The 12742-nt window shown below is 49.3% G+C and carries 9 protein-coding genes; 2 read left to right on the plus strand and 7 right to left on the minus strand.

Annotated elements, in window-relative coordinates; all coding sequences use genetic code 11:
* Window positions 1-149: 149 nt before the first annotated feature.
* Together NSQ73_RS23640 and licT are read right to left on the minus strand one after the other, a co-directional pair.
* Entirely contained in the window at window positions 150-2057 is a 1908-nt protein-coding gene (locus tag NSQ73_RS23640; protein WP_340988407.1) for a beta-glucoside-specific PTS transporter subunit IIABC, read from the minus strand.
* Between the two features lie 117 nt (window positions 2058-2174).
* A complete protein-coding gene (gene licT, locus NSQ73_RS23645; protein WP_340988408.1) occupies window positions 2175-3008 on the minus strand; it encodes a BglG family transcription antiterminator LicT in 834 nt (277 codons plus the stop codon).
* A 347-nt stretch (window positions 3009-3355) separates the two neighbouring features.
* Here licT and NSQ73_RS23650 point away from each other — a divergent pair, with 347 nt between their 5' ends.
* Window positions 3356-4210, plus strand: coding sequence for a CPBP family intramembrane glutamic endopeptidase (locus tag NSQ73_RS23650; RefSeq protein WP_340988409.1), 855 nt, complete (start codon window positions 3356-3358; stop codon window positions 4208-4210).
* Between the two features lie 68 nt (window positions 4211-4278).
* Here the strand turns inward: NSQ73_RS23650 and NSQ73_RS23655 are convergent, their stop codons facing one another.
* The 5 genes from NSQ73_RS23655 to NSQ73_RS23675 all read right to left on the minus strand — a co-directional run bounded on the left by NSQ73_RS23655 (window position 4279) and on the right by NSQ73_RS23675 (window position 10466).
* On the minus strand, window positions 4279-5691 hold the full coding sequence (locus NSQ73_RS23655; RefSeq protein ID WP_340988410.1) for a M14 family zinc carboxypeptidase: 1413 nt from the start codon (window positions 5689-5691) through the stop codon (window positions 4279-4281).
* A 74-nt stretch (window positions 5692-5765) separates the two neighbouring features.
* Window positions 5766-6434 (minus strand): YukJ family protein, encoded by a 669-nt coding sequence (locus NSQ73_RS23660; RefSeq protein WP_340988411.1) that lies wholly within the window; start codon window positions 6432-6434, stop codon window positions 5766-5768.
* Between the two features lie 45 nt (window positions 6435-6479).
* The gene (locus tag NSQ73_RS23665; protein ID WP_340988412.1) at window positions 6480-7181 is read right to left on the minus strand and encodes a hypothetical protein; all 702 of its coding nucleotides are present in this window, start codon (window positions 7179-7181) and stop codon (window positions 6480-6482) included.
* Window positions 7182-7204: 23 nt separating this feature from the next.
* Complete coding sequence (locus tag NSQ73_RS23670; protein WP_340988413.1) at window positions 7205-7717, minus strand: histidine phosphatase family protein; 513 nt, start codon at window positions 7715-7717, stop codon at window positions 7205-7207.
* 28 nt (window positions 7718-7745) lie between these two features.
* Window positions 7746-10466, minus strand: coding sequence for an endonuclease (locus NSQ73_RS23675; protein WP_340988414.1), 2721 nt, complete (start codon window positions 10464-10466; stop codon window positions 7746-7748).
* Window positions 10467-10768: 302 nt separating this feature from the next.
* On the opposite strand from NSQ73_RS23675, the gene NSQ73_RS23680 reads away from it, so the two are divergent.
* Window positions 10769-12634 carry a S8 family peptidase gene (locus NSQ73_RS23680; RefSeq protein WP_340988415.1) on the plus strand — a complete coding sequence of 622 codons (1866 nt, stop codon included), beginning with the start codon at window positions 10769-10771 and terminating at the stop codon, window positions 12632-12634.
* Window positions 12635-12742 lie beyond the last annotated feature (108 nt).

The raw sequence follows: 12742 nt of genomic DNA on the forward strand, positions 1-12742 counted from the left end.
TCAACATTGAAGACCAAAAACTAAGACCAAAAACTAAAACCGAAAACTAAAACCGAAAACTAAAACCAAAAACTAAAACCAAAATCGAAAGTCCAAATCGAAGATCCAAGCTAAACACCCAAGATACGATCAAAGCTAAACCGGCAACCTTACAGCTCAGCCTTCAGCACCGGCTCACCAAAAGAAACTTCGCCCAGCTTAAGCGGCAGAATCTGCTTGTAATCGGCCGTATTGGTAACGACCATAGCGGTCGTAATATCATAATTCTGGGCAATTTGCGCCAGATCGAAGGTGAGCAGCTTGTCTCCGGCCTGAATCGGATCACCGGCCTGCACATGAGCCTCGAAGAACTGGCCGCGCAGCTTCACGGTGTTGATTCCGACGTGGATCAGGAGTTCCATGCCGTCAGTGTTGCGGATAACCATAGCATGCTTGGTTTTGAAGACATTCATTACGGTACCGCTAACTGGAGATACGAGCTCGCCGACCGTAGGGACGAAGGCTATGCCTTTACCCATCAGCTCATCGCCGAAGGTAGGGTCATTGACCTCTTTTAACGGAATCGCCTTACCGGTCATTGGTGCATAAGCTGTGCTGTCTGCGGTAGCGGATGCCGGTTCTACCTCAACCTCTACCGGTGCGGGAGCTGCCGGGGTCACATCTGCCGGTTTAGCGGCGATACTGCCGGAAATCTGCTCCGCATCATCAGCCTCTTCCTGGAAGCCAAGTAACACTGTAACAACCGCTGCAACTACAAAGGCAATGACCATCCCGCCGAAAGCGTACCAGAAGGTCTGTCCAACCAATCCCGGCAGACCCGGGATACCGCCGTTACCAGCCAGCGCATATGCCTTGGCACCGAACGCCAGCGCGAAGCCGCCGCCTGCCGCGCTACCGATCATCGCCGCGATGAACGGCTTTTTGTATTTCATATTCACACCGTACATGGCCGGCTCAGTAACACCCATGAGTGCAGTGAAGCTGGTGGACAAGGCGACGGATTTCAGTTTCTTGTCTTTGGCCCGGAAGAATACGCCCAGAGTAGCGCCCGCCTGACCCATATTGGAGATGAAGGTCAGCGGGAGGAACTTATCGAAGCCGAGTGTAGCCAGGTTGCTGATAATAACCGGGACCAGTGCGTAGTGCATACCCGTCATAACAATCAGGGACATCGCCCCGCCAAGCACGATCCCGGAGATCAGGCCGCCTTCATTCAGCAGCCAGTTAATGCCGCCGGACAATCCGTCTCCGACGAAGGTTCCCAGAGGTCCAATCGCAATCAGCGTGACCGGAACCATCACCAGGAGGGAGATCAGCGGAACGAGCAGCAGCTTGAGTGACGGTATGATGAAGCGGTCCACTGTTTTTTCCACGTAAGAAAGAATCCAGATTGCAAGCAGAATCGGAATTACGGAAGATCCGTAGGAGACCGCTGTTACCGGAATACTGAGGAAGGATACGGGGTTACCGCTGGACAATAGTGCGCCCATATCCGGATACATCAGAGCCGCGCCGACACCAACTGCTATATACGGGTTACTCCCGAATTTACGCGCTGCGCTGAAGGAGATCAGCATCGGCAGGAAGTAGAATACGCCATCGCCAATCGCAGACAGGATACGGTACGTGTCTGTTCCCGCTGACAGCCATTCCAGGGTCACGAATAGAGCGAGCAGCCCCTTAAGGATACCGGCAGCCGTGATTGCGGGCAGCATCGGTGCGAATACACCGGCGATTGTCTCAAAAATCTTCAGAATCACATTCTGCTTCTTCCCGTCAGCCTGCTTATTTCCTTCCGCTGTCTGCTTGAGCGCCGGGTACTCTTTAACCATTTCGTCGTATACTTTAGGCACATCATTGCCGATAATGACCTGGAATTGCTCGCCCGAGATGTTGGTGCCCATCACCATATCCAGCTTTTTGAGCGCGGCCTGATCCGCTTTATGGTTGTCCTTCAGTTCGAAGCGCAGACGCGTTACACAGTGGTACACCGACTTCACATTGGATACTCCGCCCACCGACTTGACGATTTGCTGCGCTGTTTCCTGGTGTTTCATTCGTCTTCCTCCTAATTATTGGAATAAAAAAACCCGAATGAACACGTGCATACGCGAAAGAAACGCATGCCGGTTTTCATTCGGGTTTTGCCTGATTGAACAGTAACAAGCCCCTTGTTATTTGTTTTTCATCAGCCTCTCCAGATGCAGGGTCAGATAGAGCTGCTCGGAATGGGTCATGACGTACTCGTAGTTCTTCAGGATAAAAGATTCAATCTTGCGGATACATTTGAAGGTGTCCGGATAATTCTTCTTAACCACCTTGTACAAATACTCCTCGGTATCGTCATGGCTGGTATGGGTGATGACCCGCTGGCAGAAATATTTGAGATGCGTAATGAATCTGAAATAATTGACGCTGTCCTCGTCCAAATCCACGCCAAAATGATATTTGATAATGTTCATAATCTCCTGCAGCAGCTGCATCAGATGCGTCACATCGTTCATCGAATCATTGACTTCGGCATTGATGAAATGCAGCGCGATATTGCAGATCTCATCCTTGGGAAAATCAATCCCCAGCCGCTCCCGCAGAATCGTCAGCGCTTCCTTCGCCACATCGTACTCGGCTTTGTAGAAATGCTGTACCTCCCAGGATAACGGGTTGCGGACAATCTGCTCCCGCTCCATCCGCTGCACAGCGAAATGGATATGATCCGACAGCGATACATAAATCCCGTCACTGATCTGCTTATTCAGCTGCATGCGCGCCAGACTTACAATATCATCTGTCACCTGCAGGATTTCAACCGGCATTTCTGTAACAATCGCCTTAAAGCGCTCATAGATGGAGGAATCCTGAAGGCGGAAGACCTTCTCAATCCGCGCCTCGTCAATGGGGTCCCCTGCCCGGAACTGGAAACCGATACCCCGGCCGAGGATAAGCAGCTCCTGATCCTTGTCATCTACGGTGCTGACGATATTATTGTTGAAAATCTGTTTGATTATCACTTTCAGTCCACCTGCTTTTGAGGAATAAAAAAGGGCAAAACAACAACGGAAACGAATCAATCATTCCCATTGTGGTTTTGCCCGCATTACCGGTAACAAGCCTCGGAAACAATTTAACATAAGCTGAAAACGGTGTCAACCGTCAGTATCAGAAATCAGCTTTGCTAATTATGCCCATAGCAGTGCTCTTTTTATGAGTGGCAGGATTGTAGCAGTGCAGCGGTGTGACCTCAATGACTTCTGTGACTGTTGTGACTTCTGTGACAGTGAATCCATTGCATAGCCAATATAGTAATAGAGAGGGATTTACTGGTAAATATTTCTTCATCCAAAGGAGTGTTACTTTAATGCAGCTTGAGACAGGGGAACATGCAGGGATTTTTACAGGAAAACGTATTTCAGCCTGGTTTATCGTTGGCCTTATTATTCTGGAGATTATTTTCGCGATGACAGTGAACCTCCTTTTCTTTGAAAAGGGGACCTTCGATGACATTAACCGGCTGACCCACGGGTGGATAAATGCCACGTTATGCGCGGGGCTGCTCGGTCTCATGGTAATTGTCATTATTTATTTATGGGCAATGGGCCGGATTCCGCTGCGGGATCTGGGACTGAGACGGGAGAAGCTGCTGGCCGGATGCCTATGGACATTTGTGTTCTGGCTGGCTGTCAATGTAATGAGTGCCTGCATCAATCTCATTGCCGGTACAGCACTTACATGGAATCATGACCTTGCCGACTTTCCAAATCTGTTTCTGGGCGCTTTGCTCGGGCAATTGTTCGGCAATGCCTTGCTGGAAGAGATCATCTTCCGCGGCTTCCTTTTTGTGCAGATCCATCATTGGTTGTCTGGAACGGGTAAGCCTTCTTCCCGCATAGTTAAGGCGCTGCTCATCTCGCAAACGGTCTTCGCCCTCATGCATATCCCGAACCGGATTTACGGCGGACTTAGCGGAATGGAATTTGTGTATGATTTTATCCAGCTGGTTATTCTCGGGATGCTGTTTGCACTCCTCTATGTCCTGACCCGGAATCTGTTCATCGTAGTGGGCGTCCACTCGCTGCTGAATGTGAATCTGGTGATCTGGACTAACAGCTACGCCACAACGGCTTCGCTTACCTGTATGGGCTTTGCTATCGGAATTCTTCTGCTGCTGCGGAGAAAGAAGGTACATAACCGGAAATCCGTGATACATTATTGACGGTTTAACTGTAAAAAAAGCAAGACCCTGTTTGCGGACTGAAGCCGCAGGGTCTTGCTTAATGGGTTCTAATCACCCGGGCGAACAGGCTCTAGTGCATTTATCTGGGATACCGCGTAAGTCAGCTCCGTTAACGCAGAACTTAAATCAGCAATGATAAGCTGCATCTCTTCATAAGGAGGGACAAAGGTGGTACCAAATTCAAAAGTGTAGCTGTAAATCTTAGGCTTGGAAGGGTCTCTTAAATGACGGCTGTAGGCATAATCCTGTGTCGTCCCGCTGGTATAATACAACTGGGCTGACTCTTCAACCTTGTAGGATTTGCCCCGTACGGCTTGTAAAGCTCCGTTCATCCGGTTTCCTAGTTCACGCTCCAGCTTCTCATCCTGCGGCGCAATGTATTCTTTGTAGCGGTCCCTCATAAACTCAGTAGTTCCACGCATTCCGTCATACTGATGATTCAAGAAATTCTGGCCGGGGTCAGTGGTTTGGTTATTATCATCCCCCCAGTTGTACATAATTTTCTCTCCAAAGCTGTGAATATCCACATAAAAACGGATTTGATTGTACGTATCCAAAAGATACTTGATATTTTGTGATTCCGGCTCGGAGAATGGGGCTGGACCAAGGTAAATCAGACTGTTTTTATCTTCTGAGGTACCGATTGTACTCCCCCACAAGAAATCAAAATTCCGGTTCAAATCAACGCCCATCGGTCTCCCGTTCTCATCAGGCCGGCGGTTCTTCCGCCACCAGAAGCCATTACCCGCCAGCTGATCATTCAATGAATCCTGCTCATGGTTTTCCTGACAATACACCTTGCCATCCGGATTAACCTCCGGAAAGATAATCAGGTCTACAGATTCCAGCGCCTGCTTAATTTGTTCATAAGTAAAGCTTTTGTTCCCATACTGGATGGGCTGTCTGCTTGTATAGGCTTGGGTGAGCTTGGTTAACAAGTTAATGCAAATGTCCGAACCACCCCACTCGCGCGCATGCACATTGCCAGTAATCAGAATGGCCGGTTTCATTCTGGCTTGTTGTGGAGCGGCACTGAGCTTAACCGCACGGCATGTCCGGCCCTCCCAGGTCCGGTTAGGTAGAGTGATCAGCGAGACCAGCCCGGGGTTTTGCCGGCTAAGCTGCAGCAATGTATTATCGATTTCGTCCACAGTCATATAACCGCCCCGCACCGACTCAGCTGTGAAATTGGCGGCTTGGGATTCGGACTCTAACCGGTTTCCATGGTAAACCTCCTGTAGTCGCTGAGCAGGAATATCTGTAGCATCCAGCTCGATCTCCAGAGTGTAGCCCTCTTTCTTCAACAGCTCCGCCTGTTCTGCAGACAGAATCCCGGAGACGGAATAATCGTCCTCTGTGATTTGCTTGGCACTGCTTCTAGCCAGATCCAGATTGTAATTCTCCAGCTCATGCAATTTTTCCAGCGATGAAGCATGAATAACCGCTTGTACTACTTTCACTTTTATCATCCTTCCTTCAGCTTCGGGTTCAATAATGAGGTGAAGGACCAGCAAATTGCTGGTCCTTCATACAGTTATCTCGACACTTCGGCAATCTTAACGGTTTTATGACTGCACTTGCTAACCGGACGCTCCATATGGCCCTGGTCGTCTGTACACCAGGATTGCGACTGGAAGGCGAGGAACAGGCCGAGCCATTTGTCCTCCTGCTCGAAATGAATCACAATTCCGCCATCCTGCCAGATGCCGTCGTCTGCTCTGTATTTTTTAACGTTCCCTTGATTCATATGAATGTTGTGAATACCGCCCGGGAAAGGCTCACCGTATACATAAATTTTAGCTGTTTCATCCTTGATGGCACGTTGCAGATAAGCATCCACTTTCTCATTCAAGTCATTATCCGGACCGTCTTCATTAAATAGAAGTGCGATCATCTTGGAGGGGTCAAACAGTCCGCCACGGATGTAGTCCAAGGCTATTTCATCACGGTTGGATTTACTAATTTTAGTAAAACCGTCTTTTAAACTCTGCAGATGGGTAATCTGCTCAGAATTAAATTTATCTCCGACCAGGTATAACAGCTCTGAAGGCTGCTCTCTGGATTGAACGTTGATGGCTAATTTATATTCTCTGCCGTCAGCCTTGACTACAGCATGATAATGCGGGGTGCTGTCACCTGTGGGTGGTGCAGGTATTCCTCTGATGATCTTTCCTTTTAACACTCCGTATGGATTCAGCGGCATAATAATCGCTCCTTTTTAGTGTGTAGTTTGTGTTGTATGTGCTTGCTACAATCGCTCAAGTGCCCATTTGGTTTTGGACATATCCTGCTCAAGCAGCAGATTAGCCTCTTTGAACAGAGTAATGAATTGTTGATGCTTGTCCGCTGCTTCGGCTTCGGTGGCGTTCTTTATTTTCATTGTTGCTTCAGCCATGCGTTCTGCCCCGAGGGTCCAGACTTCCAGGTGAACTTTCTCCTGTTCCCATTTACTTTTATATTTCTCGGACCGGATAGGACCCATCACCCATGTTTGGGCTACAGACTGAAAGATGCTGCTGTCTTTAAAAGGCTGCGGGGCCTTGTCCAGGATCAGCTGCCTCCATTGTCCCTCAGGCTTGGCTTCCAGAGCAATGTCAAAGTCTTTTGCAAGAGATAACGCTTGCTTCTTGTACCCCCACTCGACTTCAAGTTCGTATTCTGCAAGTGTAAATCCTTCCTGCACCGCTTGTTCCATAGCGCTACGCATATCCGGATAATCCCTGATCCGTCTCTTGTAGGTAAGCTCCCATTTCTCTTCCTTGAAACGGCTACGGACAATCCACCCCGTCTCATAAAGCTTCAACTCAGGCGTATCGAGCAGGTGAATTTGCATTTTGTCCTTGAGTTCAAAGGATAGCCCCGCTATCTTGGGAAGCAGCTGTCCATCTTCCGCCAGCACCTGCTTAGGGTCAAGGAAAAGCTTGAATTCAAAGGACATTCCTTCGGGCATGATCGGAGACATCTCCTTATCGGTTAAAAATTAAATGCATCGGCGATCTCATAGCCCTGCCCCTTGCCCTTAGGCTTGAGCAGAATAAGTCCCAGGTAAGGTCTGGCTTCGATCTGATTATTAAAAGAAAAGCTATGAGCCACCAGTACCGTGTTGGTTTCTTCTGAGGGGATGGATTCCAACAGGCTCACAAGCCTTGCCTTCATCACCCGTTCTGCACCGGACGGATTCTCCATAAACAAGACATCCATATAAGCCAGTGCTTCTTCAACACGAATACTCTGAAAAGCTGCCTTTCCAGTCTCCTGTGTCCGTTGTGTAGGACTGGATAACACAGGCAGATTAATCTTAATCTTCTGCTCCCGTAGCCAGTTGCCGAGTAATACCGCCTTCTCTTGCCCCTCCGCACTTAAGCCTGGATCACCTGAAGTCTCAGCCGGCTGGGCATGGCGGAAATATAGCACGTATCCGCCTTGCTGAAGCTGGTTTACCATTTCTGCGGATGGTTGATTAATTCCGGTAACAGTCATGTTCATTATGCTGCCGCCTCCTTATTTCTCTTGGTTAGAACTCTATTTGATCTGCAATTTCAGGCAGATCTATGAAGGGATTGCGGTTACCCTGCAATTCAAAGATCAGCTGATTGCGGTGCTTCTCATGCAGGCTTATCGGATGCTCTTTGTGCCAGCCCAGCAGCAGCTTAATGTCAACCCGCTCGTTCTGCCGCTCTATTTTACCTGGATACCGCACCATGAAATACAACACCGCTCTCGCTGCCTCACCCTTGCCGCTCTCCGGCTCAAAGCGGATCGTCCCGCCGCGTTTCCCGCAGGCATTCCGGACAGTCTCACGGTACGCTTCCGGGTTGTAGTCAGCAAAATCATAGTATGGAATGTTGCTTCTATAGCTGTTGCATTCCTTCTCACAGATGAATAAATGGTGCAGATCCCCCCGCATGGGCGAGCTTTTGCTGAACCAGGACTGGGGAACAACATGCTCAACATTGAACCCGAATTTCTCATCGATCAGCTCCTGGAACCCTTCTTCTTCCTCCTGGCCGTGTAGGGCAAGACTCTCCATGAATTCCTTCCGCAGCCGTTCGGTACGGTGATCCTCCCGGATCAGCTCTTCTGCATCAAGCTTCTCTCCTGAATACAGGCTGTGCAGGCTGCCATCCTCATGGATATCGACTCCGGCATACAGCTGCGTCCGGCTTGCCGGGTAAGAGAATATGCTGTTATGGGTTTCCAGCAGCAGCTGATGCAAATGGCGGAACACCTGGCTTCCCCCGGACTGGAGATCCACGCTGCGATAGTAGTTCACGATATCGAATTTATCCTTCTCGGCATCGTAATATCCCCGTTCCTCTTCGAGTCTGAAGCGGTTCAGCTGAAGCTTGAGCAGCGCATGCTCCATCGTGTTTCCCTGCGCCCAAACCACACTCGGCACTGAAGGAATCCTCAGGTTATCCTGCTCGGTGCTGCTGTCTTTATAGATGATTCTTAGCACGACTGGAACATGATCTGAGATTCTCAAAGCATAATCAGGCATGCTTTTATCAAATCTGACGATTCCTGCATCATCCTGCTTCCCGTCGAAGGTGATAACTCCTGCCCTGGTATCCTTGGTAATAATGATGTGATCGATCAGCGACTTATGATCACCAATGTAAGAGATATGACCTGCCTGCGCATCGTCAAGGGTTAGCGTAAGCACTGAGGGCATGTTCATCACCGGACTCAGTGACACACTTCCTGCATCATCATTTAAGTCTCCACCCAGTATAATAGGCAGCTCCTTGAACTCTTCCGTACGCTCCAGATCCTCAATGATGACTGACAATGTCTGGGCGGCGAGCGTTCGTCTTTCGGTACTTAACGCGTCCCGCATGGCTTTCAAATGCACCATAATCATCAGGAACTGAACATCCTTGCCCTCTTCCCTGACTGTACACTTGGCGAATAAGGGCTCTCTGGGAAAAGCAGTTTTTCCATTGATTTCGGAACACAGCAGCCGGCCGTACTTCAGGTTAATGTCATTTCTGAGCTCAACACCAGTCGTTGTCGTATCGTACAGGATGGCAAGATCCTGCGCGCCATTAGCATCGAGGTACACATAGTCCATAGCGGCGCCGCGGTTCTTCAGCTCTTGTCTCAGCCGCTCGAGCGCTCCGCTCTCCACTTCAACCAGACCAAGCGCATCCATGGACATATCTGCCACCAGATGGGCAACATCCTTAATCCGCTGCTCACTGACGCCGTTGTTAAAGTGTTCAATATTCCAGAATCCGATATCCGCGAACCGTTTATCGCCTTTGAAGGAGGGGATTTCGATTTCAGCAAGCTCTCTGCGGTTATCCACCAGCCCCTCAACATCGTAAAAGCCCAGATACGGCGAAGTGCCTTCAATCATCTGTGTCAGCTGCAATGCAGCGGAATCACCGGTTTGAGCAAGAGCTACGAGTTTCGCAACGATTGCCGAAATCCTTATGCCTTCATTCACTGCCTGCTGGTTATCATTGTCTGTATACCAGCCTGCATGATGCAAAGCGACGAGCTGCCACTGATTGTTAAACACGGCTGCACCGGAGGAGCCCGGCTCCGTATCGGTCGTATAATGAATCACTTTTTCATAGACATAGCTGACGGTGTTGTCCTGCAGAGCAATTTCTTTCTGTCTGCCCTTGGGGTGCTGAATAATGTTCGCATACTCTCCGCGGGTAATCGTTGTCGGACTCCGTAACAGCTTGACCGGAATCACATCCTCAATCCCGGCAGTCTCACAGCCCACGATTGTAAAGTCCAATTCCTCAAAGGGTGAGGTGATGAAAAATTCGTCAGGCTTTAAATTAAGCCTTATGACCTCCCCATTCTCTTCGTATCCGAATTCAGCCTGGCTGCTGCCTGCTTCCTCCGCACTTGCCAGCACATGATGATTGGTCATTACCAGCCCGAGTCCGATCAAAAACCCGGTTCCAAGTCCGCCGCCAGGCGTTACAATCCTGCAGACAGCCTTGGCGCGTTCTACCCCCTTGCTCAAGAAATCAATGGGCAGCAGATTGCTGTCACGATGAATTTTCTCCATGATTAGCTGTTCGGTTTCTCTTCGAAGCTCTTCGTTTCCCTGCCACTCCTGTTCATCAGGCGTAATGTGCAGAATAGAAATCGCTCGGCGTTTCACCAGATCACGGTAATCATCCGGTGACAAAGGGATATTGCCCGCAGCTGCATAACGTTTCCCGACCAGTGAATACGTCTTGCTTCCTGATTCGTTGGATATGAACATACGTTGCTCACCCCTTACTGTTTATATTTTCTCTGGTACCTCCAAAAAGGAACGGAGCTATTATGTGAAAACGTTCACTCGATGATACTTACTTTTATTTACATATTTGTTTATTTATCATTATCTACTTATGTATTTAATCAGAATGACCGCGTATAAAAGACCATAATTTTCATGCTGTACTCTTCACACCCCTTGTGACGTCTCTGCTTGAATATAATGGATTTTATAAAAATTCAAATTAGTGAAAGTATATGGACGTTGTATTTTCCAGCACACTAGCCAGCTAAAGGAGACATGACATGAAACTCAAAGAAACAACGAATGAGATCCCCGCTAACCTTGATCCAAGACTGCAGCGGGTCATCGCTTTCAATCAAAGTGAACACAAAGAGGCTCATCCGCATTTGTTCAACGCAGAATCAGCGGAGACAGCGGATGCCCGTGAAATCGCGGTTATCGCCAAGGTAAAGGATATTGAGGCGTGGAAAAACCTGTCCGGAGTCCGGCAAATTGCCGACCTGGGCAGCGTGCCTGAGGAGCAGGAGAATGTACGGCTCGTCACCGCCCGGATTGCCGCAGACCAAATTGAGCAGATCCGCAAATCACCGGCGGTAATGAGCTTGAAGGCATCACAATTGTTAAAACCCCAGCTCTTTAAGACCATTGAAGAAACTAAAGCCCGGGCGGATTTGCTGAATCAAAATACTAAAAGCAACGGCGGAAAAGGCGTCGTCATCGGGATTGTAGATTATGGATGTGACTTTACCCATAAGAACTTCATCCATTCAGATGGGACAAGCCGTATTCTTAGCTACTGGGATCAGACGCTTCTTAATTCCAGTAATAGCGAGTTTGGATACGGCAAAGTCTTTTCTCAAGCGCAATTAAGCCGTGCTCTGCAAACAGATGCTCCGTTCGCGGCAGTACACCTTCCTGATCCTAAAAACGAAGAATCCTGGCACGGAACCCACGTAATGGATACTGCTGCGGGCAACGGTAACGGAACCAAAACGCCGGGCCCTGCTCCTCAGGCAGATATCGTATTTGTGCAATTGAATGCCAATGATGTTCCATGGTCGGGACCTGACGCGGTCAAAGGGGATTTCGGGAGTTCTGTGCATCTGCTGGAGGCTCTGCAATACATCTATAAGCTCGCCGGAAACCGGCCGTGTGTCACCAATATAAGCTTGGGCACCAATGGCGGACCGCATGACGGCACTTCTCTGGTTGAGGTTGGATTCGATACACTCCTAAGTGCTGCTAACAATCGGGCCATCGTATTGGCCGCCAGCAACTCTTATACTGACGGCATACACGCCAGTGGCACAATCCGCCAGAATGAGGTGAAGGATCTCAGCTGGATCGTGGAACAATCAGACCGTACCTCTAACGAAATCGAGCTTTGGTACAATGCAGCAGATGAATTCTCCTGCCAGTTGATCACTCCGGATGGGGAGAACCTCGGTGAGGTTAAGCTTGGCACGACTCACCAGGCGGTCGGGAACCGGAATGAAATCCTGATCTTCATCTCCCACCGGAAACAAGATCCGAACAACGGTGACAATGTCATCAATATCTTCATGGAGAGCGGTTTACCGGCCGGTGCATGGACACTTAAACTGCGGGGAGTGAATATCCGGTCGGGGAAATATCATGCCTGGATTGAGCGGGATGATTTTGGCCAATCCCATTTCGAGGAACCGCTGGATAATACCCACACCCTCGGTTCAATCTGCTGCGGCAAAAAAACAATCGTGGTCGGTTCATACAGCGCCAAAGAAGCAGGCACACCACTTTCCTTCTTCTCCAGCGCCGGTCCGACACGGGACGGAAGACAAAAGCCGGAGATTAGTGCGCCCGGAGGAAATGCTACGCGGAATGAACGAGAACAGTTCATGGTTATGGCCGCTAAATCAGGATCAATAGATAAGGTTACTCCGATGATGGGCACCAGCATGGCGGCCCCGGCAGTAACCGGTATTATTGCCCTGATGCTCGCAGAAGCGTTGGCACACGGCATTTCCTTATCCAGTGAAGACATTCACGAGATTCTCCGCAAATCCGCAAGACCTATGTCGGGCAGCTGGCATGACCGTTATGGCTTTGGACGCATTGATGCTGCTAAAGCCGTACAATTAGTCGGCGAATTAACGCCTGTCCATTAAGCTCATCCGCAAAGGAGCCAACAACATTTGTTGGCTCCTGTTGTACATAGGGCTCTTATGTAAAATGAATGTAATACAGAGTTAAACATTGAGCATATCCTTCTACCG

This window comes from Paenibacillus sp. FSL R10-2736, assembly GCF_038000245.1.
In the GTDB taxonomy this organism is placed as follows: Bacteria; Bacillota; Bacilli; order Paenibacillales; family Paenibacillaceae; genus Paenibacillus_AQ; species Paenibacillus_AQ phytohabitans.

Coding starts and splice junctions, on each gene's coding strand:
- NSQ73_RS23640 (WP_340988407.1), bottom strand. CDS start 2,057: ATGAAACACCAGGAAACAGCGCAGCAAATCGTCAAGTCGGTGGGCGGA.
- NSQ73_RS23650 (WP_340988409.1), top strand. CDS start 3,356: ATGCAGCTTGAGACAGGGGAACATGCAGGGATTTTTACAGGAAAACGT.
- NSQ73_RS23660 (WP_340988411.1), bottom strand. CDS start 6,434: ATGCCGCTGAATCCATACGGAGTGTTAAAAGGAAAGATCATCAGAGGA.
- NSQ73_RS23665 (WP_340988412.1), bottom strand. CDS start 7,181: ATGCCCGAAGGAATGTCCTTTGAATTCAAGCTTTTCCTTGACCCTAAG.
- NSQ73_RS23670 (WP_340988413.1), bottom strand. CDS start 7,717: ATGAACATGACTGTTACCGGAATTAATCAACCATCCGCAGAAATGGTA.
- NSQ73_RS23675 (WP_340988414.1), bottom strand. CDS start 10,466: ATGTTCATATCCAACGAATCAGGAAGCAAGACGTATTCACTGGTCGGG.
- NSQ73_RS23680 (WP_340988415.1), top strand. CDS start 10,769: ATGAAACTCAAAGAAACAACGAATGAGATCCCCGCTAACCTTGATCCA.